Origin of the sequence: Tenacibaculum xiamenense (assembly GCF_964513065.1) — a bacterium.
Lineage (GTDB): Bacteria > Bacteroidota > Bacteroidia > Flavobacteriales > Flavobacteriaceae > Polaribacter > Polaribacter xiamenense.
This window is the reverse complement of the sequence record NZ_CAZEQU010000042.1, coordinates 301,842-327,771: the sequence shown is the minus strand read 5'-3', so window position 1 is coordinate 327,771 and position 25,930 is coordinate 301,842. Positions and strand designations below refer to the sequence as shown.

The window sequence follows — 25,930 nt, the reverse complement described above, 5'->3', positions numbered from 1 at the left end:
ATTTACGTCATTCTTAACTTAATAATAAGAGCAGAAAACATTGTTAAAGCTCCAATACACAAAATGGTAAAGTCTACCTCTAAAAATTGGGCAATTGCTATCGTTATTATAGCTCCAAACGAATACCCTAAATCTCTCCACAACCTAAAAACACCGATACTTTCTGCCCGTTGATTCGGATTGGTGTGATCTGCAATTGCCGAAAGAAATGTTGGATACACAATGGCAGTTCCACCCCCTAGTATTGAAGATAATACAATAAACGAAAGCTTATGAACCGCCCAAAACATAGCAATTAAGGATATTCCTTGAAGTGCCATTCCTACAAACAGCATATTTTTTTTGTTATAATGATCAGATAACTTCCCTGTTATCAATTGCCCCACTCCCCAAATGGCTGGGTAAATAGCCACAATTAAAGCGATATCCTTCAAGTTAAAACCTCTATTGGACAAAATCACGGGTAAAATTCCCCAGATCATTCCGTCATTTAAATTATTGACGAATCCCGCTTGAGAAATAGATCCTAAGTTTCTATCCTTCCAAGTAGCATTCCAAAAAACATTTTGATGTTCTTTAACCTTGGTTGTTTTTGTTTCAACAGCAACATATTTTGCAGTGTCTTTTATAAAAAATACACTTATTAATATTCCTAAAACTACAAAACCAACTCCTTGATAAAACGGATAAGGTCTTAACCCATAGTTTGCGGCAATCCATCCAGTTGTATAAGCTACTATTGCTATTGAGAGGTATCCAAAAGACTCATTAAGCCCCATTGCTAAACCTCGATTTTTCTCTCCAACTAAATCTATTTTCATCACTACGGTACTCGACCATGCTAATCCTTGATTAATCCCAAGTAAAACATTAGCGAAAATAATCCAATTCCAATTCTCTGCATACATAAGGATAAATGGAATTGGCACCGCCACTAACCAACCAATAACTAGCAACTTCTTCCTTCCTATTCTATTAGCTAAAACTCCTGTAAAGTAATTGGTAATTGCTTTTACAATACCAAAAACGATAATAAAGGATAGTACAACGGAAGTAGCTGTAATTAAGAAGTGTTTTTCTGCTAATTCTGGTAAAATTGTTCTTTCCAATCCTACCATACCTCCCACAAAGGCATTTACTATAAGTAATAATAAAAACTGCTTCCAGTTTTCTTTTAACCCTAAAACAACCGTTTTTTCTCTCATATCTTCTATATAATTTATATTAAGAAACGGCACATCGATTCGCCCCGGCTTCCAACTCAATCAATTCATCTTCTTTGGCTCTTCCCTCTTTATTCAACTCAACTATAGATTCATAATTTGGCGGTGTTTCAGGTATATTTCGGAGTAAGCTTGTTATAAAGCCTTCTTTTGAATAGTTCAACAAGTCAACCGACTCTTTAATGTTTTTCAAAGTATCGCCTATTAATACTTCATCAAATGCAATGGGTTCACTAACATGACCTGGATAAATCATCGTATCGGCGCTTAGCTGAAGAATTTTTTGAATCGACTCAAACAATAGACTTGCCTTAATTTTCGCTTTTTCTTTTGATGCTTTTAGGTCTGGTCTTCCAACCCCTTTCGTAAACAACGTATCTCCAGTTAATAGTGATTCGTTTCCAATTAAATAGCAAAAGCTTTCTTGCGTATGTCCTGGACAATGAATTGCTTTCAACGCTGCTTTTCCGAAGTTTACAACCATTCCATCCGTAATGGCATTGTAGGTATACTTTACCAATTTCTGTTCAGGTAAAAGTAGTTTTGCTTTGGTTTTAACTGACAATTCCATGGCTCTTGAAAAATGATCAGCATGAATATGCGTATCTAAAACATATTTTATTTTCCATTTTTTTTTATCAGCTATGGACTGGTATACATCAATACTTAATGAAGGGTCAATAACTATGGCTTCTCCATTGTTTTCAACGATATAAGACAAGCAACCTTTTCCGGTTCTTCGAATTTGCAAAATAGTTGTCCCTTCTTTGTCTGTCGTTTGAGCCATATTATAGGCAGTAGTCCAAGCCTGCATCCCTCCTTCCAATGAATAAGCTTCTATACCTTCTTCACGAAGTTGTTCCATAGCAATCATACTTGTTTTTCCCGCAGAGCATAAAGTAACGACTGGTACATTTTCAGAAAACTCAATATTTTTAAAAAGCTCTCTTTTACCTTTTTTAAGCGCTTCATAAACATTTACAAAAGTACTTTCTATAATCTTCCATTCACTTCTTTCCTCCTCTGGTCTAACGTCTAAAATTTTAACCGGACTTTTGCTTTCAAGTAATGTTCTTAGCTCTTGTACAGTTATTGTGTTTTTACTTTTGAATTTCATTTATTAATATTTTAAAGTTCTAAAGTGTAATAGCCAGTAGTTATATCATTTGTAGGTTAAGTTTGTAATGTTTAAAAGTATTTTGGATTCTTAATTCTCTTGAAATTTTGATACGGGAAGCCCTTTTTCTTTCCAACTTAAAACCTCCTCTTTTAAGCGAATTGCATCATATCCTTTTGCTTGAAGGTGTTGAACAGCTTTATCTGCAAACACACAAAAAGGACCTCTACAATAGACTACAATTTGTTTGTCTTTTGGTAATCTAGACAACTTATCTTCTAAATCATCAATCGGTATACATATGGCATTTGCTATAGCCTCTTTTTTAAACTCTTTTTCAGGACGTACATCTAAAAAACATAAATCAGAAAAGCTATTATTCCTTGTAATTTCATCTGCTGTAATAAACTCAACACTTTCAAAATTTTCTTGCTGAAACATTTTTAAAGTAGATTGTATTTCTAAGCTATTTTCCAAACCGAATTTTTGAAGTGTATTCCATAAAGTAAACACATCATTGTTTGCCAACGAGTAAATAATGAAATGTCCATTCTTTTTTGTCTTAACAAGCTTCACCTTTTTTAATACTTGTAGGTGTTGTGAAGCATTAGCTATAGAAATATGAATATTATTCGCTATTTGTTCTACCGAATAATCATCTTGAGCTAGCAAATTAAGAACCCTTAACCTAAAAGGATTTGCAAGTGCTTTTGCCACATTTGCCAGTTCTTGATAAACTGTGTTTTTAAAATCTTTTGACTCCATACAAATTCAATTATTCAACAAATATATTGAATAATTGAACTTAATCCCAAACAAAATGCTATTTATTTTAAAATAACCTCCTAAATACAAGTACTTTAAACCTGTTTTTTTTTAAAAAACTAGGCTAACATCTATTTGAGCAAAAAAGGGATATAAAGTAAGTTAAAAGTGCATTCTAACCATTAGATTGAGTGTAGTACCTAATGAAAACTTCGAAAACTTATTAGGAATTCCTTGAGAATCTATTTGGTAGTAATTGGAAATTTTGTTCTTCCTATCTAACAAATTCCAAACAGAAGCTCCAATTTCTGTTCTAAAATTACTCGATATTCTCACATTATACGTAGCGGAGGCATCAGCTCTCATATAATCGGACACCCTAATAGTATTGGCATCATCATAATTAACAACATTATTTACCACGTCATTCCCTTCAAGTGGTTCTGAGGTTGGTTTTCCTGTTCTATAATTAAAACCAAATGAAAGTTTTAAATCATTCTTCGTATATGCTGTACCAAAAGTCAAAGCATGAGTGCTATCAAAATTACTGGCAAACTCAAATTCAGGTAATGAACCGAATTGATAATTATTTTTCATAAATGAATAACTCAACCAGGTATCCAGATTTTTAAAATGCTTACGTACCAGAAAGTCGAATCCTACGATATGATAGCTTCCTGTCGCTTTTTCAAACTCATATTTGGTGGTAAAATCCTGACTTTGCGTAGTGATCCCCTGAACATCTTTATAATACCCTTCCAAATCTACTAACCAACCTCTATTATTGTATGCTCCTCCTAATGAAATTTGTTTGCTTTTTATAATAGGAACGACATCATCATCTGCAAGTTGCCATCTTCTCTTTTCAACACCTAAAAAATCGTTTTGAAAGTTTACGATTTTGGTGGTATTTTGATGTTTAAATTCTCCGAGTAACTCCACTTGAAAATGCTCATTAAACCGTTGCCTAATACTCAATCTAGGCTCTATCAAAGTTTTCTTAAACTTTTCTATATAGTTTAAACGCACCCCTGGTTTTATAGAAAAACCTGTTGTTTCGTTTCGATAATCACCTTGAAAAAACAACGCATGTTCTCGAACAACTAAAGATTTCAATCGAACAAATCTAGGGTCATCAATATCATTTAAATTTGTGATTTTAGTTTCTATAAATTGATATCCCGTATTCAAATTCCAGTCATTTAAACGATAGTAATTATTCAGTTTAGTACCTGTTTCAGAAACTATATTTTCCTGCAGAAATCGCTGTTGGTTTCTTACATTCGCATTTATCGCTTTTAACTTATAATCAGTTTCATAAATACTCAACTCCGTTAAAAGGTCATCATTCCACTGTCTAGAATAACTAATTCCTGCTGCCAAGCTATTCTGATTAAGAACGCTTTCTTTTGTAGCCAGAGTCCCAGAAACATCCGCAGTTTCGTTAAAAGATAAATCATTATGAATCAAAAGAAAGTTTACCCTTAATTTATCCTTATCTGATATATTATAAAGCCATCTAGCTGAGGCATCATAAAAATCGAAATCCTGATTTGAATTAATTACATTCTCTTCGTTTCTTGCAATTTCTGTTAGTTGTGTTACTCTTTCAAAATAACGATCATAGGTAGGTGTTCTCAACCAATCGTTAATCGACTTTCTTCCTGCCAACTGAATTGACGATTTCTCTCCAAGAGGTACATCTAGAAAAGCATCTGCACTAATGAAGTTAATTCCAATATTACCTTTAAATTCTCTTTGAATTTTTCTGTCGGTCATCATTTGAATAGTACCCGACACCCCATCAGTAAAGGATGCGTCCGTTCCATTTGTCATTACAGAAACTTTTTTCGTAATCTGTGGATTAAAACCAGATATTAACCCAAAAAAATGCCCCGATTGATACATTTTAATTCCATCCCAAAGAATCAAATTTTGGTCATGTGATCCTCCTCTAATATTAATATTTGAAACTGTTTCGTCTGTACTTTGAATTCCAGGCAATGCTTGAATGGTTTGCAACACATCCGTTTCAATTAGTCCAGGAAGTGCAGCAAATCGAGAAAAATCTATAACCAAACTCCCATCACTACTTTTATCAATTCCATTAACCAAATAACCTTTAATAACAACAGGTGTAACTACTTCTACTTCCTCTTCTAAATAAAGAGGTTTACAACGTTTTGTTGCGAAAAAATTTCCTTTAACCTTACTTGGCTTAAACCCAAAAAATCTCACCTCAACCTCTTCATTAAAAGCAACATTGTTCAATTCAAAGTATCCTTTTTCATTACTCACCGTATATCCATATTCAGCTTGAATAGTTGCTCCTTCAAGTGGAGCATCCATATATTTATCCCATACAAATCCGCAAATTTTAACTGTTTTTATTACAGAAATAATCTTTGTTCCTATACTTGAAAACCTGAAAGAAGTTTGGTTCTGTAAACTTTGTAGCTTTTCTAACAACGAGCTTCCCTCTCTTGGTGGATATACCTTCACCTCTTTCAAAGAATTACTCCCATAATTGAACTGAACACCATGTACTTTCTTTATCTTTTCCATTACTTCAACTAAAGGTAAAGTAGCTTTATTTTGTTGAGCGCTACTTGTTCCAAAAGAAATAAGTATTAATAGCAATGCAAAAAGAAGTTTTAGAGCTTCCGAAATTTCGGGTTCTAAAACTTCTAGCCGATTGTAAGTAAGCTTTGTGCTAGACTTTGGTGTTTCTTTTAAAGTATATTTTAAGTTAATTTGACTAATCTTTAGCATTTTTAATAACTACCAATCCCTTCGCTTCAATTTCATAAGTCAAATGGAGTGTTTCCGTAATTGCTTTCAACGAGTTTTCTATATTTCCATGCTCAAAAGCTCCAGTAAATAATATATTAGTATTTACACCAACTGCCTTAATTTTTATATCATATTCTTTCTCTAAAGTTTTTAAAACTTCCGATAATGGAGCATCCTTAAATACACTCATATCATGCAACCATTGAGGTTCAGATAATGCTATAGAATACTCATCTGTTTTGCCATCAATTACCTTGAAAGCATGTCCAGGAGGTAGTTTTACCTCTTTGTTTTGATATGTAACACTTACTAAACCTTCATAACAAATAACATTAAAAATATTATTACGTGAAACCACGTCAAACTCGGTTCCTAATACTGTTACTATTCCCTGGTCTGTTATAACATCAAAACGTTGCCCTTTCGTTACCTTAAAAAATGCCTCTCCCTTTAAATGTAACTTCTTTTCATTTTTCCATGATTTCTTATTAAAAATAAGGGTAGATTTTTCATTAAGTACTACCTCGGAGTCATCAGGTAAAACTATATCTTGATGCTGAGCTAACTCAGTATTGTATTCAACCTTATTATTTTGGAACATGAAAAAATATACTCCAAAACAAATAGCCACCACAGCAGCTACTTTGGATAATGTGTATACCCAATTTTTCTTTTGAGTTGATTTCGGTTTAAGTTGTTTATTTAGCTCCTCAAATGGAATAACGTTAGTTGAGTTCTGATTTTTAAATCTTTTCCCCTCTGCTAATATTTCTTTGTAAAAAGCACTCTCTTCAAGCTCATCAAAAGCTTTCTGCTCCTGCGGGTTAAGGTCGTTATTCAACCACTTTTTTATTAAATACTCTTTTTCCATTGTTTGACGTTCTACTTATAAAACAACTAAGGAACTTAAAATCCCGTAAATTTTATGATTATTTTAATTTAAAATCTTCAAGTTTATCTTTTAAGACGTTAAAAGCACCGTAGATACGATGTTCAACAACCTTTTTTGTTACCCCTAAAAGTTCTGCTATTTCTTTATGTGTTTTTCCTTCAACTTTGCTTAACAAAAAGGCCTCTCTTTGCTCTGGCTTTAATCCTTCCAACACATTTTTATACTGTTGTAAAAATTGCTCTTTCCGCATTAAGAACTCGGGTGATTCATTTGTGTAGTCCTTCTGTCCGATTTTGGTATAATTCAGAGTCACCTTCTGATGCTTTACCTCATTTAACATTAAATTATTCGCAATGGTATATACATATGATTTAGCAGAATCGGGAGTTACCTTAGCACAGTTTTCCCATAATTTGATAAATGCATCTTGAACTTTATCTGTAGGATTCAATAGTGATCCATATTTATACGATAAAATATCACTTAAACTTTGCGCATAGCTTTCATAAAACTTAGAAAACCTTAAGGTATCGCAAATATCTTTATATAAACTTTTCGCCAATTTTTCTAGGGCTTTAGGGGGCTTAATCAGTTAACAAAGTTAGGAAATAAAAAAAATTAAAAAAAAGTTCGGGACATTTTTGAAGTAAGTTGTTTCTATTATGAAGTCGGATGACAAGTACATAACATTTATAGCTTGTTAAACATAAAGTAAAACTAAAACGTTAAGATCATGAGATTATTAAAAAATACCATCACTATTCTATTTGCAGGAATTATTTTGTTCTCTTCTTGCAGAAGCGAAGAAACTATTATTATTGATCCACCAATTGCGAATGCTATTACTCCTTTTTCTAAAGCAGCAGTTCTAATGGAGAGAACAACCTTGAAAGATGGATCTAAAGATAATATCATCGATCAAGCTAATTGTATTACCATTAAACTACCTATTACAGTAGTTGCCAATGGAACTGAACTCGTAATATCAGATGACACTGACTACCAAGATATAGAAGATATTTTTGACGAGTTTACTGATGATAATGATACAATAACCATAGCTTTTCCAATTAAAATTATTCTGAGTGATTATACTGTTATTGAAGTAAATAATACCGAAGAACTTGAAAATTTCAAACAGGATTGTAGCGGAGAGAATGAGGTAGATTCAGATATTGAGTGTATTGATTTTGTGTATCCTATTGAAGCTTCATTGTTCAATACATCCAATGAACAAATTGGAACGACGTCTATTACCAATGATGAAATGCTACACAAGTTTATCAAGGATATTGATGAGAATATTGTTGTGACTCTTGATTTTCCTGTAAAACTGAAAAAAGCTAATGGTGAGTATGTTTATGCTAATAATATAGATGACTTAGAAGAGTTAATTGAAGCTGCTACGTACGATTGTGATGAGGATGACGATAATGATTATAACGACGACGATTGCGACGAATGTACTCAAGAGGATGTAAAAAAGTTCTTTAGAGATTTCCAAGAGTTAAAGGTTTATAAGTTTGAGAGAAACGGAGATGATTTACACGAGCAATATCAAAACTACATATTCTGGTTCAAGGAAGATGGTACCATAAAGGTGTTCTTAAACAACGATCATTTATATGGAACTTGGGAACTATCGGGAACTGGAAACGATATTACGCTTAATATAACAATAAACGACCTACCCGACTTCAATGAAAATTGGAAACTTCATGAAATAACACGTGAGTCGGATGAATATGAGATAGACTTAAGAAATGGCGATGATCAATTAATTTTTGCCAAGAATATATAACCCCAAAATAATTAATACGAATATTTAAAATTTTTAAAACATGAAAATTACAATGTCTTACCAAAACTTAAAAACAGCTTGTTTATTAACTGCAATGGCTTTTGTTGGAATCAGCTGCTCCAAAAATGAGGATGTTCCTACTGATAAAGGAAATTTAAGTGTAAGCGCAAAAAGTACGTTTAATCAAACTGCAGGAAGAACTGCTGCTACTGATCAAACTGATTTTGAAATTACTAAATTCTTATTGAACGTAAAAGAGTTTGAATTAGAGTTAGATGTTGAAGATAATGAAGATTCAGCTACTAACGATGATCAGTGGGATGACGATGGAGTATTAGGATTTGATGATGAAGTTGAATTAAATGGTCCTTTTGAAATTAACTTATTAGAAAACCAAGTTACTTTCTTAGATGTTCAATTACCTACTGGTCAATTTGAAGAGTTAGAGTTCAAATTTGCTCCAAGTACAAATGAGAACAGTTTGTTATTTGAGAAATCAATTTTAATTAAAGGAAATATTCAAGGAACTCCTTTTATCTTCTGGCATAACTTTGAAGAAGAAGTTGAAATTGACTTTGAAAACCCTGAATTAGATATTCAAGTTTCTCAAGTTGAAGAAAACATTGTAATCGATTTTGATTTAAATCAAGTATTTAACCTTACTACTGGAGTTGACTTAACTACTGCTACTGATGGAAACAATGATGGAACTATTGAAATTAGTCCTTCTGATGCAGATGGAAACAACCAATTAGCAGATGCTATTGTAGAAGCTATTAAAAAAGCCATCGACTTACTTGATGAATAAAAGTTCCCCGGACTTTGAAGGACAGTTAAAACTGTTTCCCCTTGATTGGATGTCATAGTTAAAAACCAGTTAAATTGAGTTTAACTGGTTTTTTTATTTGTATACTTTAATAAAAACAAAGTTTTTCAAGTTAACACAGTCATTTTAACTAAGGGAAGAAATCTCTTGTTGATTCAGACTATACTTAAGATTTTTCAGTCATTATTACTCCTTAGAAATGACTTTGAATTAACTTAGATTTTAGGTTCTTTATTTTTTGTAAATGAAGTTTTGCTCTATGTCTCTTACCAATAGTAATGCTTGAGGTGGCATAGAATTAAAGTTATTACTAATCATAACCAAAACAGTTTCCTCTTCTGGATAATATCGTACCGTGGCTAGTTGCCCAAAATCGCCACCTCCGTTATGATAAATAGCCTTATTTCCTTCTTTTTCTCTCACTTTCCATCCATATCCATAAGAAATTTTCTTAGACTTTTTAATTTCAACATGAGGATGAAAAATTTTGTCCAGTGATTCCTTACTTACAATTTTATAGTTTAGAAGATTATCTATCCATACGCTCATATCAGCTGTACTTGTAATTACTTCTCCAGTTCCTATAACTACCCATGAAGGAATTGGCCAACTATTCGGTGTATTATCTCCTTTTTTATCGAAACCATAACCTCTGGCTACTTCATTTTCCTTCCAAGACTTTACACCCGAAAACCCCGATTGATACATCCCTAGACTTTTAAATAAGCTTGTTGTATACGTCAAATAATCAGTATTCTCAACACTTTCAACAATCATGGCCAATACATTATAACCTGTATTCGAATATGAATACTTTGTTCCAGGAACAGATTCTAATTTTAAACTCTTTATTTTTTTGTAAGCATTTTCTTTACTCATTCTTTTAAAATCATCTCCATCTGTAAAGAAATTAGGAAGACCAGAAGTATGGGTTAACAACTGATGAATGGTTATTTCTTGTTTGTCCTTTGGAAGATCTTCTAAATACGTTGAAATTGGAGCATCTAACGCAATTTTCCCTTCTTCATATAACTTCATCATGACTACTGAAGTAATCATTTTTCCTATGGAACCGATAGAAAACAACGTTCTATTGGTAAATGTAATTTTCTCCTCTCTTTTGGCATATCCATAACTAGAAAAATGAACAACTTCATTCTTTTTCTTTAAGAAAATTGATCCTGAGAACAAGGTATCTTTATAATTACTAATAATGTTTTCTACATCTTGATTCTTTACACTTCTACTCTGACTATACATAAGGGGTTGAGTAAAAAAACATAAGAAAAGTAGTAGTTTAATTTTTGACATTCTGAAATAAGTATTTAATGAATTTAGTTTTGTTATGAATAAATGTAGCGATAAGAAAAAATCATTAAAACAGTATTAACTATTTTAACTTTTCTTAACAAACATAAAGAAACTGAATTGGCAATACTATCGGAATTTAAAAACCAGTTAAACTTGGTTCAACTGGTTTTTTTATGATAGATTACAAACTGCTAAAAAGCTTAGGTGTATTCGAGTGTTAAAAAGGTATTACCACTAAAGAACCCTACAAGCATAGGGTTCTTTAAGGTAACAATATGCACAAATATAACAACTTTATCAACAGACTGAAAATTAATTATTTAACAATTACTTTTACTATTCAAAGTATTAATAGACTCACTATTTCCAGCTGCAATAATTTGATACAATAGTAATTTGTTTTTTTGGTTTACAAAATAGACAACACCCCTAGTTGTCTACTACCCAATATCCCGAAGTTATGTAGGATTTTCACTATTATTGACAGACAGACAGAGAACACAAAACACAACCTAACCCTTGACAAACAAAGAATTACACCCAACCACTACTCACCAAAACTACTGATGTTTCAATTTGTCGATCTGGAACAGACCAATACTTTTTTAGTAAAACATTTTTTTCTTTTTCAGAAACCATTCTAAAACTATGCTTCTTATAAAAAGAAATCGCCCATGAAGCATCTGCCCAAGTACCAATTAATACGGGTAAATCCGTCATTTCAATTAAATAGTTCAATAATTTTCCTCCAATACCTTTTTTCCGAGCAGAAGTACGTACATAAGCATGCCTTATTAAAGTAACATCTCCTTTAAATTGAATTCCCATAACTCCAAGAATCTCATTATTTTCAATATAGCTCCAGAACTCGACACCTTCTTCTATTTGAATATTCAGTTCTTCTTTAGACATATAAGGCTCTTTCCATCGATCTTCGGGTATAATTCCTTTATAGGCTACAGAAGCGTCGTTGATAATCTCAAAAATAGTTTCAAAGTCTTTTATGTGATTACTTTTAACAATCATAAGTATTTATAGTTTTAGATGACATGAAATTAGAAATTCCTCAAAATTTCATTCCAAACTAAATGTTAAATATGATTAGCTTTTTTTAGTTCGTTAAATAATATACAACCTCTAAAAGTTCCATTGAACTTGGAGTGCCCAAGTTCGGATCTATTGGATATTCTTTATCGAAAGTCATAATGCAAAAAGAATTTGCCGGTAATCTTAAACAGGGTTCTGTAGCTTCTGAAGAATAACTAGTACTAAACTCAAGACCATCAGATTTAATGGTCAAATAAGGAAAACCATTAGCACTTACATTATTGTTATTAATGAGTTTTATTTCAAACTGTAATCTCGAAGTATTATTTCCTGTATCTGGTATAAATTCAAATTGAATTATTTCATACATGAAATTTTCTAATTCTGGTGGAGAATCTATTTGCTGTGGTTCTTCTATATCTGGTAAATCACAAGGAACTTCTTGCGTGGTATCATAGCTATAGGTTTGTCCGTTTACGATATAAAACTGAGGAATCGTAATTGTCTTAGTACAATCTTCATTTTCGCTTCCTGAGCAATTGACAAACAGAAAACAAATCAACAATAGCCCTAATAATTGGTTTACTTTATTTTTCATATCTCCCATATTATTTCCCTCTAGCTAAAGTTATAAAAATATCTTTACAATTATAGACAGCACACTCAACATCAACAAACAAAGAGCCATTAACCGACAGTCAAACCACTAATCTATAGATGAACGATGTTCACAAGAAATTGAACACAACCCAACTAAAAAACAAAAAGTCAGGAGTAATTCGTTGTAGTTTTACAGTGTAATCAAAAGAAAAAATCAAAAAATATTTGTTCCCCTTAAAACATTTGTTTTCCCCTTAATATTAGCAGAGCCCTACTCCAGGGCTCTTTCCCTTTTTAAGTTACGAGAAAATAATTTCGCATCAATACGTTTTTAATGTCAACCCGAAAGTTAAGAAACGATCTTGTTGCTTTTGATCTTTAATAACTATGCTTTCATGGGTATGCAAATAATTTACTTTAAAGTTTAAGAATTTCCATACGGGAAGTTCAAGACCTAAATCCATACGCCATCTGAAATTATTACTCTTTTCTAAAGAAGGCTGAAAGTAACTCTCATGTGTAAGAATGAGTCTTTTTTTGAATACAGAATACTTTCCGTTTATCCATGCCGTTCCTCGAATAGTATTGATATTTTCGTTTGTGTCGTATTCAGCATAATTAAATCCTGTTTTTGCAAAGTTAGTGTGTTCGTACTCGCTCGTTAAAGAAAGCTTTAGCCAATTGTCTTTACCCTGTAAAATTTGATAGGTGACTCCTGCTCCAACTAAATAACGAACATCAATTTCTCTTCTAAAGTTGGTACTTGCAATTCCTAACAGTAAGGGATACAACTTCTTTTCAGGATTCAAGTACAGAAAATTCAAACTTAAAAAATCTTCATCGGCTTTTTCTTTTCCGAACTCCTGGTAAACAAAAGAGTTTTGCGATTTAAAAACCCATTTTTTCCAAGGCTTTACGCTAATATCGGATTTGGCTCGAAAAATAAGAGTTTCTACATTCCCATCTTGCCAGAATCCAGTTAATGATAACTTCCCTTTAAACCTTAACGAATCACTTTCATTCATTTGAGCGAAAAGCATTAAGGGAGAAAATAGTATAAAGAATAGACTTCTTTTCATGATATTTTTTTCTTCTACGTTCTAGTATTTACTTACTATTAAACTTATACCACTCGGTGTTTGAAATTTCTTGCGGAAATAACAAAATGTCAATTCGAATGATTTTAAGTTGTCATTCGAATTGACATTTGCTTTATAAACAAACTTTTAATGGTATTACAAAATTAGAGAGGTTTGTTGGTTTTTAAAAGAATAAAAACCTATACAAAAACCATACACCCTACTCATTATTCCTTATTAATATGGATATTAGTTCTTTTTTGAACTTTCTATTTTTGAAAGATTTCCACTTATCTATAGATAAATGAACTTCAAAGAGAAAACCTCTTTACAACATCTAAAAAAATAAAAACAACCGTAGTAATAGCTTAAATTTGAGTAACAAACAAAAAAAATATTTATTTCCCCTTTTTACCCAAATTGTGCTAAAAAAGAGTTCATCAACATGAACTCTTTTTTTATGCTTTATTACAATATACATGTCATTCCGAGTTTAATTCGGAATTCCATCATTACATTAAACGAATTTACTTGATAAGAACCTGAAACAAGTTCCGGTTGACAATTACTAATAATCTTTTGCTAATGTTTGTTCTTGGCAGCGCTCTATACATTAGAACGCTGACTAGCCTAAGCAATCGAGATCTTAAAAACGAAAAACCTCAACCATTTAAACATAAATGATTGAGGTTTTTAATTGTGGAGACGCCGAGAATCGAACTCGGGTCCAAACAAGCAGCTCAAAGGCTTTCTACATGCTTATTTTTGAATTAATTGTCGACCAAAAGCTGATTCAAAACAACCTACTATTGGCTTATCTTCTTAAATTTCAAAAACTTATCGAAGTGCTAAGCTTTCTATGTTTACTTTTACGATGCCCATGAATGAAACGCCGTAAACCAAGGCTTTTCGTGGACATTTAGCTTGCGCACCTTGTGCGCCGAGGCTTGCATCTTACTATAATTCGGATTAAGCAGCTAAAGCGTAGTTATCTTCGCCGTTTATAAAGTTGAAATAAGTTTTACGAGTTGTCATTTCACTCCTCGACATGCTTACATTTTCACTGACCTTGCTGTCAAAACCAGTCGTCCCCAATATGTCAAAGATGCTATTTGTATTCTCGCAAAAAATATACCAGATATTACTAATTATACTGAGCAATTTAATTCGCAATTCTTTGTTAAGAAGTACAAAAACTAGCGGATGCAAATATAAACAAATACTACAATTCGAGGGATCTTTTTTAAAAGTTCCTTTTATTGAAGTGATTGTTACAATATTTACATCATTCCTGTAAAGGTTGACCGATACCATCTTTTGTAAATTATCGATAATCGTTAACTTAAAAATCTATTCTAAGCAGCTTGTAAAATCATTTAAAAAAAAGTATTTTCGCCATATTTGTTATAAACCATAACATTAAGTCGTTATTTGTTTAATTTTAATACAATAGATATGAAATTTGGAATTATAAGAGAACGTAAGAATCCACCTGATAGAAGAGTTGTTTTTTCGCCTCAGAAATTGCAAGAATTTCAACAAAAATTTCCTGAAGCTACTATCGCGGTAGAAAGTTCAAATATTCGTGTGTTTTCTGATACGGAATACAGCAATGCTGGATTGGAAGTAACGAACGATCTTTCTGATTGTGATGTTCTTTTAGGAGTGAAAGAAGTTCCTGTTGATCATTTGATTCCAAATAAAAAGTATTTCTTCTTTTCACATACCATAAAAAAACAACCTTATAATCGTAAATTGTTACAAGCTATTCTTGAAAAAAACATTGATTTACTTGACCATGAAACTATCATTAAAGAAAATGGTGCACGACTTATAGGTTTTGGTCGTTATGCCGGTTTGGTAGGCGCATACAATGGATTTAGAGCGATTGGTTTAAAAGAAGGTTTATTTGAACTGCCCAAAGCGGAAAGCTTGGCCGATTTAGACGCCATGAAAAAAGAGCTCGATAAAATTACTCTTCCAAATATAAAAATAGCACTTTCTGGTTCTGGTAAAGTAGCTTATGGGGCTAAAGAAATCTTAGATCATTTAGGCATTAAACAAGTGAGCGATGCTTTGTATTTAACTTCTAAATTTACGGAGCCAGTATATTGCCTAATTGATGTAATGGAGTACAACCGACGTATCGATGGAAAGGTTGGTAACAAATTTGCTTTCTATAAAGATCCATCGGGTTATGAAAGTAATTTCATGCCCTACGCAAAAGAAACAGATTTCTTTATTGCTGGACATTTTTATGGTGATGGTGCTCCTTATTTATTTACACGTGAAGATGCCAAGAAAGAAGAGTTCAACATAAAATATGTAGCAGATATTTCATGTGATGTTGATGGTCCAGTTGCTTCGACGATCAGACCATCAACCATTGCTGATCCTATTTATGGCTACGATCCTATCACTGAAACTGAAGTTGATTATAAAAGTGATAAAGCTATTACTGTAATGGCTGTTGACAATTTACCTTGTGAATTACCGAAAGATGCCAGTGAAGGTTTCGGTGATATGTTTTTAGAACATGTAATTCCTGCTTTTTATAATAACGATAAAGATGGTATTTTAGCCCGTGCTCAAATGACCTCAAATGGAAAGCTTACTGAGCGCTATGCTTACCTTCAAGATTATGTTGACGGTAAAGAATAATAATGTTTCGCGTTAATAGTACATGGATACAAACAAACAGTTTTTAATAGACACGGCAAATATGAAAATGCCTTTTGGAAAATATAAAGGCACCTACTTAATTGAAATTCCAGAGTACTATCTGGTTTGGTACAAAAACAAGGGATTCCCTAATGGCAAATTGGGACAAATGATGACCTTAGTTTATGAGCTAAAATTAAATGGACTTGAAGATATATTAAGAAAAATCAGAGGCTAAAAAGCCTCTGATTTTTTATTACGTATAACTAAGTAAAACTTTAGTTTTGTAGAAACTGTATCTATATTTTTAACAACTCCTTATTATTAAGAGCGTCAGTTATGTTTACTTTAACGTACTTATGACTTCTGAAAAAGTATTTTTTTGAACTTAAACTGATCGTTGCGATTAAATCTCCTTTACTATTTTCTTTAATTGAAGTTACTTCAACTTTTTGTCCTCTTACATTGCTGTAATTCACAGTTCCTCCTCTTTTTACAATAAAATTGTCTTTTGGAAACTTAATATGCTTATAGTTATCATTTGCTACTTCACCAACAAGAAATACATCTCCCACTTTTACTGAAGTATCTGAGCTCTGGGCATATCCAAATCCTGAAAACAAGATTATAAAAAGACCTAATACTATATAATTCTTCATAATAGTTATTTTAAGTTTAAGTATTGCAAAATTAAAAAAAATAAAAAACGTAAACAACCTATTGAATAATAGATAATTATAATTCGACACTAAAAATCAGATCCCTTTTTAATAGATTCTAAATTTCACCCTATGTAAAACACGATTCTCGTAATTCTCACCAACCACAACTTGGTCGATATTCTATCTCCATTTTGCAGACTAAAACATAAACCACTCAACATCAAAATATTAAATTAACGAACAGCTATTTTTTCATGAATAAAAGCTCTTTTTTCGACCATAACTATAAATAGTACACCTAAAGTGTACGCCAACAGGTCATAAACACTGAAGGTAGCTCCAAAAATAATTTTTGCCATTCTGTTATCTTCAAGTCCTACCCATTCTAAAATAGAAGTCAATTGAAGAAACTCTACTGTAAAAGCAAAAATTAAAACACCTAAGGCTATCGATACTGATGACGCTTTTACAAAAGACTTTACCATGCAATACAATAAAATCACTACTAGAAAATCGCCAAATGTGTGTCTAATAAATCCACTTAATTGTGCAATTCCTATTTCAATTAAAAGTAGTATGATAAAACTTAAAAAGTAATATTTGTTGAATGTAAACATAGTCTTTCATTAATTATTGTTCTCCCAATCTATTTTTCTTGAGGCGAACATTACCGTAGCTAATATCATAAACAATCCAACACTTCCTACCAATAAAGCATAACTTTCTAATTGAATAATAATATAAATAAACAAATAAAGTACTGTAAGAGATGTTCCTACGAGTATTGGAAATTTATAATTTTCAAAAATCGATTTGGAATAAAGCGTTATTAAAAGTATAACCGCTATGGAAGCCACAATATACGCTAAAAAGAAACTACTGTGTTCAGATATTGAAATAAGTAGTGTATAAAACATTACTAAGGCAATACCTATCATTAAATACTGAAATGGGTGGATTAGTATCTTACTCATTGTCTGTATTAGGAAAAACACCAAAAATGTTAATCCTATTACTAAAAAACCATACTTCGCCGATCGTTCACTTTTTTGATACTCATCTACAGGAATCATAAAATTAACACCAAAAGCATAGTTTCTTAAATCGGGAATTCCTGAAAAAAACTGTTGAGAAAAAGGTCGATTAATGGCCAGAACTTTCCATTTTGCATGAAAACCGTTGTCCGTAATTTTATCTGAATTATATGGCAAATATTCCCCTAAAAAGTTTGCCGTTTTCCAATTGGATGAAATTTCAACATTGGTTTCTTTTCCTACAGGAATAAATCGAATTTGTTTGCTTCCATTAATTTGCAAATCTAAATTGAACTCGGAATTGTTACTTAGAGGTAAATCCTCTTTTTTAAGAAATTTACTTTCTAGCTTATGCAATTTTACAGCTTGATAATAACTTCCAGAGTTCTCTTGACTATCGCGCTTCGCGTTAAACGTGTAATTGTTTTTATGAAGCTGAAGTGATACCAAATTGTTAACTCCTTTTAAATTTGAAACCTCTATAATTAATTTTGATTTTCCCCATAAAACATCATCTTCATCTACTTCTATTTCGCTAAAATCAGGGCGTTCAAAACTACCTGAAACATGAATTCCACTTTTATAAACAGCCGTTTTGTAAATTCCCCTTTTCTTTTCCTCTGGATTAATTGTAGATTTTACTTGTAATTTTTCTGGGAAGAAATAAGCGTATTTAATCTCTTCAGTTCTTTCTTCACGGTATTGTTTTGATGCATCACTGAATATTTTTTTGACTTGATATGTTTTATAAGGAACCTTTAACATGGGACCATAAAACAACACTTCATTCCCCCATTTATTACTTATTTCTTCAACAACTTCTTTCTGACGTCCCTTACGCTCATAAATCAACTTTTTAATAAATGATAAGGGAATTAGTAAGATAATGATTAAAATTCCGATCATAAACATTCTTGCGGTAATGGATGTTTTTATCCACTTACCAAACTTTCCTCCTTGTGCTTGCAACTTTTCCATTGATATGTATTTATTATATTGGTTATTAAAATTTTTTCTTTTATTTCGGAAATGGGAACTTGAAGTAAGTCTTCATAGCTAAGATTGTGAAATCGAGCACATCTCTTACCCATTAAATATGAAGCTCTATAATATTTTGCATATTCTGGAAGTAAAAAAATACCTGCTATCAAACTCAATGCTAAATACAAACTCCGTTTCCCATTTCCTAAACAGGCAAATTGTAGAGCAATTTCATCTTCTACTTTGGTTCCATAGCCCAGTAGTACGTGATATATCATGTATTTCAGATTTTGAAATAAGATTAAAATTGTTTTCTCTTAAAAATTCACCCAATTTGTACCCAAGTGTTTCTTCAGGTAACTTTAGCAATTCTCCCTTTGTCGTATTCCATGCTTTCTTTTTCTTAAATTTTAGATAGTGGTGTTGTGTTTTTTCAAACAACCACAAAATCAAATCATTTCTCATAATTAAAAGTACTTTGAATTTCAAAGTTTATTTATAAAAAAAATTATTTAATATGGATTAGTTTTTCTAAAGCCTCAATATGCTTTTGAAATTCTAACTTTCCTTTTTCAGTAGCGAAATACCTTGTATTTGGTTTTCTGCCTACAAATTGTTTTTCAATACGAATAAACTCCACCTTTTCTAGTGCCTTTGCATGACTTGCTAAGTTACCATCGGTAGCTCCAAGAAGTTCTTTCAACGTATTAAAGTCGGCAAATTCGTTCACCATTAGAATTGACATTATACCTAATCTAATTCTGTGATCAAATGCTTTGTTTATATTTCCTAGTAAATTTTTCAAGAAATGTTCTGCTATTTTTTATCGTATTTAATATACATTAAGGCACCGTATACAATATGCATTATTCCAAAACCAATTACCCAAAACCAAAATCCATACCCAGGCATTGTAGCACTTATTAATCCAAGTAAAATCTCAGTTAGTCCAAGGTATTTCACATAGCCCAATGTGTATTTTGACGCCGAAAATAAGGATATTCCATAAAACAATAACATCAAAGATCCTGATTGACCATAACGTCCCTGGCTTAGCATGATTATAATATAAATTCCACCAGCAACTAACGGAACTAAGAAACTAAATAACAACCTTCTTGTTGTAGGGTCCCATATTTTCTCATTATTCTTTTTTGCCTTTTGAGTTGTTAATAAAATTGCAGTTCCTATACTTAATACCCCTACCGCAATCAGAACCAACAAACACTTTTTAAATAAATTTCCATGTAATGTTAAATATCCATTTCCTTCGAAATTCACAATCCAATGAGCATACCAAGCTCCGAGTAGCGCATATATTCCCGCTAAAATCCCCGATATCCCACTCAAGGAAATGAATCTTGAAGATTTATTCATTAAATCCTTAATCTCAGAAATGTCTTGTAAATATTTTTCCTTATTCATTGTAAAGCACTTTGAAAAACAAAGTAAGTAATTTTATTTATATCCCGCAAGATTTTTTTTCTTCAATTGTCTTTCAAAAATTACATGAGATCCCTTATTCGTTTTCTACGAGTACCTTGTATTGAACCGCTAATGTATTATCGATATAAATATTTAAAAAAGTACTTTGAAAAGGTTTTTTAAATGAATAATTGAACCCCTCCTCTTCTTTTGATATTCTCGGTTTTCTAACAATTCCATCATTTGAATACATACATAACACCGTACTTCCTTTCTTAATTCCTCGAAGCTTCAAGCTTATTCTTTCATCCTCTTTTTTAAGCTTGATTTCACCATTTTTTGGGCTTATGATGGTTAAATTAGATTTTACAAAAGCATCCATAAAAAAAGGCTGGTAACAAAACTCTTCTAATTTATTATGTCCTAAATACTCTCTCCAAAAAATTTCAGAAGGAAAATGAGTAACTTTCATTTTCTCCTTTGAACAGTCAAAGTATTCTGTATTCAATTCATTTTGCCAAACACCTCTGTAATTATAACCTGAACCAAAGGTAACATCCATTAATAACCATTTATTATTAACTTTTACAGCATTCCAAACATGATTCTTTTTTCTAGGAATAATTCCGATTTTATTTGCTGAAGTTTTCGTATACCCTTTAATTAGTACATTTTCTATTTTCATTAAATCACACATTTTTTTGAATAACAAAGAGTATCCTGCACACACCGCCCTTCTATTCTCAAATGCTTTTTCAAGAACACGTTCATTTTTATATCCCTGTAGTCTTTTTAGGGAATCATCATTATAGTATGCCATAAATTCCGGAGAAGGAATCACGTTCGAATCATTATAAGTTAAGTTTATGGCTATCCAGGTAAATATTGCTCTTGTTTTTTCTAACTCAGAATCAAAATCGTAATCAATTCTTTGATACAGCTCATTTATAGAAGAGACATTTTTATACGAACGTATTATTTTGTCGACTCTTCTGAGGGAAGAATCTTTAGTGTTTTTTTGAGAATATGTCGCTATTGATAGTATTAAGAAAACTCCTAGAATAATCCCTTTCATGAATTAAGTTTTCTCTAAAATAACAAAATTATATTAACTTAAACTCTACATGAACTTTTCCATCAATTACCAAGAAAAGTCGATTACTTTTTCTAAAAGATTTAATTTTCACATAACCAACACTATCCTTGTATGTTATCTCAGGTTTTTGGGCATATCTATTAGTGCTTATACCATATAACACTCTTTGAACAGAATCAAGGTTTTTAATTTTAAGTGTAAGTTCTTTGCTTTTTCTCTTTGCTATTATTCCTTGAAGTGGCTCTATAAGTTCTAGATTGGTTCTTAAAAATTCTGTAGTATAAATAGGTTGACTATAAAACTCTTCTTTCGAAAGTCTACTTCCAAACTTCCATCTTCTATTTTCTGGAAAATGTGTTTTTAAATAATGTTCTCTAGGAACATCGTAATAATAGTCATCATAACTTTGTTGCCATCTTCCGTTAATAACCGAGCCTGCCGCCCATGTAGCGTCAACTACTCTCCACTCATCATCAACTTTTACAACGTTCCATGCATGGTTTGGTACTTGTTGTTCATTACCAATATCATGAATTGAATTCCGTACAAAACCTTTGATAACCAAATTTTCTAAACCTAAATGTGTATAAATCTTAGATAAAGTTTGCGCATACCCCTCGCACACCGCCTTTTTTGTTTTTAAAGTATGGTCAACAATACTATCTTTAATTGCTAGAAGCTTTCTTATTTTATCTTCCTCATCTCTATATCTAAAACCAATAACTTTCCTTTTCGGATCTCGATAAGCAAATAAATTGTACTTAATATTATTTGCAATCCAACAAAAAGCAGCCTTAGACCTTGCTTCGTCAGAAGAAAAATCCTTTAAAATTTTTGCTGCCAAACGTTTTGCTGAGAGGCTACTCGGATACTTTGCGACAACAGCCTCGCAGTTCATTTTCTCTTGCCCTTTTACAGCGAAAGATATTAGTAAAATACCAATTAAAAATTGTTTTATCATTTCAGATGGGGTTACTCTTTTTAATGACAAATACAAAAACTATGCCTATAATGATTTAATTACTTTTCTTATTGCAACTAAATTACTTAATAATTTTTCAAGATGTTTCAAGTCTAACATATTTGCTCCATCGCTTTTTGCATTTGCAGGATCAAAATGTGTTTCTATAAACAATCCATCTACGTTATTTACTACTCCAGCTCTCGCAATAGTTTCAATCATATCTGGTCTTCCTCCAGTTACTCCACTTGTTTGATTTGGTTGTTGCAATGAATGCGTTACATCCAGAACTGTTGGTGCAAATTGTCTCATCGTTGGAATTCCTCTGAAATCAACAATCATATCCTGATATCCAAACATAGTACCTCTATCGGTAATCCATGCTTTCTTGTTTCCAGAATCATGGACTTTCTTAACAGCGTGTTGCATGGCTTCTGGACTCATAAACTGACCTTTTTTAAGATTTACTACTTTTCCTGTTTTTGCCGCCGCAACTACAAGATCGGTTTGTCTTACTAAAAAAGCAGGGATTTGCAAAACATCAACATACTCAGCAGCCTTTGCTGCATCTGATACTTCATGAATGTCAGTAATGGTTGGTACATTAAATGTTTCAGATACTTTTCTTAAAATCTTCAATGCCTTTTCATCACCAATTCCTGTAAAACTATCTACTCTACTTCTATTTGCCTTTTTAAAGCTACCCTTAAATATATAAGGAATTTCTAACTTATCTGTTACCTCAATTATTCGCTCTGCTATTCTAAGCGCCATTTCCTCTCCTTCAATTGCGCAAGGTCCAGCCAAAAGAAAAAAGTTGTCAGAATTACTATGTTTTATGTTAGGAATTTCCGATAAATGCATATTTGATATTTAATTTTGTCGCAAAAATAAGAAATAAAATTAGCTTATATTTAGTCAACAAAATCAAATTAACATGAAGAAAACTACAATAATTCTTTCAACACTACTAATAACACTACTTTCTTGTAAGCAAACAACGCAAGGTAAATCAAACGTTCAGCAAGCAGGTGTAGCCACCAGTACCTCTCCAAAAACCGAAATAGACTCTTTGACGGTTAAGAAGCATTTGTACACCTTAGCTTCTGACGAAATGCAAGGTAGAAAGCCTGGTACAGAAGGAATGGAAAAGGCCACACAATACATTGAAAATGAATACAAAAGAATTGGTCTTAAAACGTTTAAAGATTTAAACAATTACCGTCAAAACTTTGTTCATGAGGGGGTTGAAATGAGTAATATTATTGGTGTGCTCGAAGGTAAATCAAAAAAAGACGAGTTTGTTATTGTATCAGCCCATCATGATCATTTAGGTATGAAAAAAGAAGGTGAAGGTGATCTTATATTTAACGGTGCAAATGACGATGCCTCTGGGGTTGTTGGAGTATTGGCATTAGCCGAATATTATGCTAAAAAAGGGAACAATGAAAGGAGTATTGTATTTGCTTGCTTCACAGCAGAAGAGATTGGTTTAGTCGGATCTAATTACTTTGGTAAAGACATTAATCCTGAAAAATTCGTTGCTGGAATTAATCTTGAACTTATAGGTAAAGAGCCCAAAACAGGACCAAAAACGGCTTGGTTAACAGGTTTCGACAGATCAGACTTTGGAAAAATTATTCAAAAGAACTTAAAAGGAACAGGATATAAACTCTTTCCAGATCCATATACAAAGTTTAATTTATTCTTTAGGTCAGATAATGCCTCGCTTGCTAAGTTAGGAGTGCCATCTCATACCTTCTCAACAACTTCTATCGACACCGATAAACATTACCATAAAGTATCTGATGAAGCTGAAACCCTGAGCATCAAAGTACTCACTGAAACTGTGAAAGCGGTAGCCAAAGGAACCGAAAGTATTATTAAGGGAACAGATACACCAACCAGAATAAAATTGACCGAGTAGTCAAAATTACAGTATAAACAAAATGTAAAGCAAAGACTGAGTCTTTGCTTTTTTATTTGCAATAATTTAAGCTTTAGCTTATTAAATTTACATTTTATTAAGATATTTTTTACACCTAAAACGCTTTTTGTATTGTTTTTTTAATATATTCGTGAAAATCAACAAAATAACTCTTCTCAATTATGAAAAAACACATTTTGAGTCTTGGAATCATCCTTGCGATGTTTTCATGTACACACAACGAGTCTATTGAAGAATCGACCATTCAACAACGAGAACTACTTACTAAAAAAGAAATCAATGACATTATTAGGAAATCTATTGAAACTTCAGGTGACTTCCTTTGGTCAGATCAAGACGTACATACTATTTACAGTGCGTTAAAACATGGTAACGACATTTTAACTGTTGGATATGGTTCAACAAAAGATAATTTCGAGAGAAGCGCTACTTCTGAAACAATTAAGCATGGTATTTTATCATTAATTAGTTCAACAGACAAAGCGTTTTCTAAATCGAAAGATGAAATTTATGCTGATGACAATATAAATGTATTGGATGTAAAAATCAGTAATGAGGAAACGTTAACCGCACTTTTAAACGATAGCAGAGTTCGTTATATTGAACCTTCAGATTATACTTTTTTCGAAGAAGATCAAGTACGTTCTTCAAAAGGTTGTGGATATAACCAACAAACATTAGCTAGTAGCGACTACAGAACGGTTGCTCCTGGAGCTAGAGTACCTTGGTCTTTTGACTTGCATAAAATTCCTCAAGCATGGAATTATAGTACAGGGGCGGGTGTAACAATTGCCGTTATAGATACAGGATTATCACCTGACCAAAAATGGATGAACCAATATTTTAATGACGGTTATTCCAGCGGAAGAACTGTTCAAAAGTATGGTACTTTTGTAGATTCTTGGTGGCCATGGTCAAACAATTATGATGGAGTTAACGACAAATGTGGACATGGAACAAGTATGGCCTCTGTTGCAACAGCTCCTAGAAATAACAATAATTTACCAGTCGGAGTTGCCTACAATGCCAATTTAGTTTCGTATCGATCAGTTGAAAACGTAGTAATTGATGACTATCATGAAAAAAGAGGTGTTGCCGAAGCCTTAACAGCCTTAGGTAAAAGAAGCGATGTAAAAGTTATTTCTATGTCAATAGGATCTCCTTTTAGTATTAGTCGAGTAAAAGATGCTGTAAAATATGCTTATAACAGAGGAAAAATGATTATAGCAGCAGGAGGAACTTCTACCTCTTTCACTACTTGGTTTGGAGTAATTTTCCCAGCTTCTATGAATGAAACTGTTGCGGTTACTGGTGTAAAAGAAGGAATTTATGACAATTGTGATACATGTCATACTGGATCTAAAATCGACTTCACAATTCAAATGCAGCGTACTAATGGAACTAGTAATAAAGTACCTGTATTAAGTTATTACAACGGTAAATCTGATTATGAAGGTGGTTCGTCAATTGCAACGGCTACGACAGCTGGAATCGCGGCTTTAGTTTGGTCAAAGCACCCAAATTGGTCTAGAGCTCAAGTATTACAAAAAATGAAACAAGCTTCAGATTATTATCCATCGAAACATTCAGAGTATGGACATGGTAACATCAACGCTTTGAAAGCAGTACAATAAAATTTCAAAATTGAACAAAAAGAAAACCTCGTTTTTTACGAGGTTTTTTTATTTATCTTTAAACTTTGCGGCAT

Annotated in this window: 25 protein-coding genes and 1 other RNA gene; 6 read left to right on the top strand and 20 right to left on the bottom strand. The window is 32.2% G+C overall.

The annotated features are described in order from the left end of the window. Positions 1-2: 2 nt before the first annotated feature. The 6 genes from ACKTTV_RS21010 to ACKTTV_RS20985 all read right to left on the bottom strand — a co-directional run bounded on the left by ACKTTV_RS21010 (position 3) and on the right by ACKTTV_RS20985 (position 7,352). Positions 3-1,205, bottom strand: coding sequence for an MFS transporter (locus tag ACKTTV_RS21010; RefSeq protein ID WP_408032849.1), 1,203 nt, complete (start codon positions 1,203-1,205; stop codon positions 3-5). 19 nt (positions 1,206-1,224) lie between these two features. Next, positions 1,225-2,340, bottom strand: a complete 1,116-nt coding sequence (locus ACKTTV_RS21005) for an MBL fold metallo-hydrolase (protein WP_408032848.1) — start codon at positions 2,338-2,340, stop codon at positions 1,225-1,227. A 90-nt stretch (positions 2,341-2,430) separates the two neighbouring features. Further along, positions 2,431-3,105: an ArsR/SmtB family transcription factor gene (locus ACKTTV_RS21000; RefSeq protein ID WP_408032847.1), complete on the bottom strand. Its 675-nt coding sequence runs from the start codon at positions 3,103-3,105 to the stop codon at positions 2,431-2,433. Positions 3,106-3,267: 162 nt separating this feature from the next. Continuing rightward, positions 3,268-5,877 carry a TonB-dependent receptor gene (locus tag ACKTTV_RS20995; protein ID WP_408032846.1) on the bottom strand — a complete coding sequence of 870 codons (2,610 nt, stop codon included), beginning with the start codon at positions 5,875-5,877 and terminating at the stop codon, positions 3,268-3,270. Continuing rightward, entirely contained in the window at positions 5,864-6,769 is a 906-nt protein-coding gene (locus tag ACKTTV_RS20990) for a FecR family protein (RefSeq protein ID WP_408032845.1), read from the bottom strand. The genes ACKTTV_RS20995 and ACKTTV_RS20990 overlap by 14 nt, the downstream gene beginning before the upstream one ends. Positions 6,770-6,827: 58 nt before the next feature. Continuing rightward, positions 6,828-7,352 carry an RNA polymerase sigma factor gene (locus ACKTTV_RS20985; protein ID WP_408032844.1) on the bottom strand — a complete coding sequence of 175 codons (525 nt, stop codon included), beginning with the start codon at positions 7,350-7,352 and terminating at the stop codon, positions 6,828-6,830. Positions 7,353-7,523: 171 nt separating this feature from the next. Between ACKTTV_RS20985 and ACKTTV_RS20980 the strand changes: the two genes are divergently transcribed. Both ACKTTV_RS20980 and ACKTTV_RS20975 read left to right on the top strand, forming a co-directional pair. Further along, positions 7,524-8,591, top strand: a complete 1,068-nt coding sequence (locus ACKTTV_RS20980) for a hypothetical protein (protein WP_408032843.1) — start codon at positions 7,524-7,526, stop codon at positions 8,589-8,591. 40 nt (positions 8,592-8,631) lie between these two features. Further along, positions 8,632-9,399 (top strand): hypothetical protein, encoded by a 768-nt coding sequence (locus ACKTTV_RS20975; RefSeq protein ID WP_408032842.1) that lies wholly within the window; start codon positions 8,632-8,634, stop codon positions 9,397-9,399. A gap of 249 nt (positions 9,400-9,648) precedes the next feature. Here ACKTTV_RS20975 and ACKTTV_RS20970 read toward each other — a convergent pair whose 3' ends face one another. The 5 genes from ACKTTV_RS20970 to ssrA all read right to left on the bottom strand — a co-directional run bounded on the left by ACKTTV_RS20970 (position 9,649) and on the right by ssrA (position 14,547). Beyond that, entirely contained in the window at positions 9,649-10,677 is a 1,029-nt protein-coding gene (locus ACKTTV_RS20970; RefSeq protein WP_408032841.1) for a serine hydrolase domain-containing protein, read from the bottom strand. A 585-nt stretch (positions 10,678-11,262) separates the two neighbouring features. Further along, positions 11,263-11,754: a GNAT family N-acetyltransferase gene (locus tag ACKTTV_RS20965; RefSeq protein WP_408032840.1), complete on the bottom strand. Its 492-nt coding sequence runs from the start codon at positions 11,752-11,754 to the stop codon at positions 11,263-11,265. Positions 11,755-11,839: 85 nt separating this feature from the next. Next, positions 11,840-12,373, bottom strand: a complete 534-nt coding sequence (locus tag ACKTTV_RS20960) for a hypothetical protein (protein ID WP_408032839.1) — start codon at positions 12,371-12,373, stop codon at positions 11,840-11,842. Positions 12,374-12,695: 322 nt separating this feature from the next. Continuing rightward, positions 12,696-13,454 carry a DUF481 domain-containing protein gene (locus ACKTTV_RS20955; protein ID WP_408032838.1) on the bottom strand — a complete coding sequence of 253 codons (759 nt, stop codon included), beginning with the start codon at positions 13,452-13,454 and terminating at the stop codon, positions 12,696-12,698. Between the two features lie 697 nt (positions 13,455-14,151). Continuing rightward, positions 14,152-14,547, bottom strand: a transfer-messenger RNA (tmRNA) gene (gene ssrA / locus ACKTTV_RS20950). Positions 14,548-14,909: 362 nt separating this feature from the next. Here ssrA and ACKTTV_RS20945 point away from each other — a divergent pair. After that, positions 14,910-16,115 carry an NAD(P)-dependent oxidoreductase gene (locus ACKTTV_RS20945; protein WP_408032837.1) on the top strand — a complete coding sequence of 402 codons (1,206 nt, stop codon included), beginning with the start codon at positions 14,910-14,912 and terminating at the stop codon, positions 16,113-16,115. 22 nt (positions 16,116-16,137) lie between these two features. After that, entirely contained in the window at positions 16,138-16,353 is a 216-nt protein-coding gene (locus tag ACKTTV_RS20940; RefSeq protein ID WP_408032836.1) for a DUF3820 family protein, read from the top strand. A gap of 61 nt (positions 16,354-16,414) precedes the next feature. Here the strand turns inward: ACKTTV_RS20940 and ACKTTV_RS20935 are convergent, their stop codons facing one another. The 9 genes from ACKTTV_RS20935 to kdsA form a co-directional block, all read right to left on the bottom strand. Beyond that, a complete protein-coding gene (locus ACKTTV_RS20935) occupies positions 16,415-16,774 on the bottom strand; it encodes a dihydroorotase (protein ID WP_408032835.1) in 360 nt (119 codons plus the stop codon). Between the two features lie 236 nt (positions 16,775-17,010). Then, complete coding sequence (locus ACKTTV_RS20930) at positions 17,011-17,394, bottom strand: ribosomal maturation YjgA family protein (RefSeq protein WP_408032834.1); 384 nt, start codon at positions 17,392-17,394, stop codon at positions 17,011-17,013. Between the two features lie 9 nt (positions 17,395-17,403). Continuing rightward, positions 17,404-18,789, bottom strand: a complete 1,386-nt coding sequence (gene creD, locus ACKTTV_RS20925) for a cell envelope integrity protein CreD (protein ID WP_408032833.1) — start codon at positions 18,787-18,789, stop codon at positions 17,404-17,406. Next, positions 18,744-19,070 (bottom strand): Coq4 family protein, encoded by a 327-nt coding sequence (locus ACKTTV_RS20920; protein ID WP_408032832.1) that lies wholly within the window; start codon positions 19,068-19,070, stop codon positions 18,744-18,746. The genes creD and ACKTTV_RS20920 overlap by 46 nt, the downstream gene beginning before the upstream one ends. Before the next feature lie 230 nt (positions 19,071-19,300). Then, on the bottom strand, positions 19,301-19,597 hold the full coding sequence (locus tag ACKTTV_RS20915; protein ID WP_408032831.1) for a winged helix-turn-helix domain-containing protein: 297 nt from the start codon (positions 19,595-19,597) through the stop codon (positions 19,301-19,303). Between the two features lie 11 nt (positions 19,598-19,608). Next, positions 19,609-20,217: a hypothetical protein gene (locus ACKTTV_RS20910; RefSeq protein WP_408032830.1), complete on the bottom strand. Its 609-nt coding sequence runs from the start codon at positions 20,215-20,217 to the stop codon at positions 19,609-19,611. 94 nt (positions 20,218-20,311) lie between these two features. After that, positions 20,312-21,292, bottom strand: a complete 981-nt coding sequence (locus tag ACKTTV_RS20905) for a transglutaminase domain-containing protein (protein ID WP_408032829.1) — start codon at positions 21,290-21,292, stop codon at positions 20,312-20,314. Positions 21,293-21,320: 28 nt separating this feature from the next. Next, positions 21,321-22,274, bottom strand: coding sequence for a transglutaminase domain-containing protein (locus ACKTTV_RS20900; RefSeq protein ID WP_408032828.1), 954 nt, complete (start codon positions 22,272-22,274; stop codon positions 21,321-21,323). 45 nt (positions 22,275-22,319) lie between these two features. Further along, positions 22,320-23,138 carry a 3-deoxy-8-phosphooctulonate synthase gene (gene kdsA, locus ACKTTV_RS20895; RefSeq protein WP_408032827.1) on the bottom strand — a complete coding sequence of 273 codons (819 nt, stop codon included), beginning with the start codon at positions 23,136-23,138 and terminating at the stop codon, positions 22,320-22,322. A 73-nt stretch (positions 23,139-23,211) separates the two neighbouring features. Here kdsA and ACKTTV_RS20890 point away from each other — a divergent pair, with 73 nt between their 5' ends. Both ACKTTV_RS20890 and ACKTTV_RS20885 read left to right on the top strand, forming a co-directional pair. Further along, positions 23,212-24,201 carry a M28 family peptidase gene (locus ACKTTV_RS20890; protein WP_408032826.1) on the top strand — a complete coding sequence of 330 codons (990 nt, stop codon included), beginning with the start codon at positions 23,212-23,214 and terminating at the stop codon, positions 24,199-24,201. A 182-nt stretch (positions 24,202-24,383) separates the two neighbouring features. Continuing rightward, positions 24,384-25,856, top strand: a complete 1,473-nt coding sequence (locus ACKTTV_RS20885) for a S8 family peptidase (RefSeq protein ID WP_408032825.1) — start codon at positions 24,384-24,386, stop codon at positions 25,854-25,856. Positions 25,857-25,930: the final 74 nt, after the last annotated feature.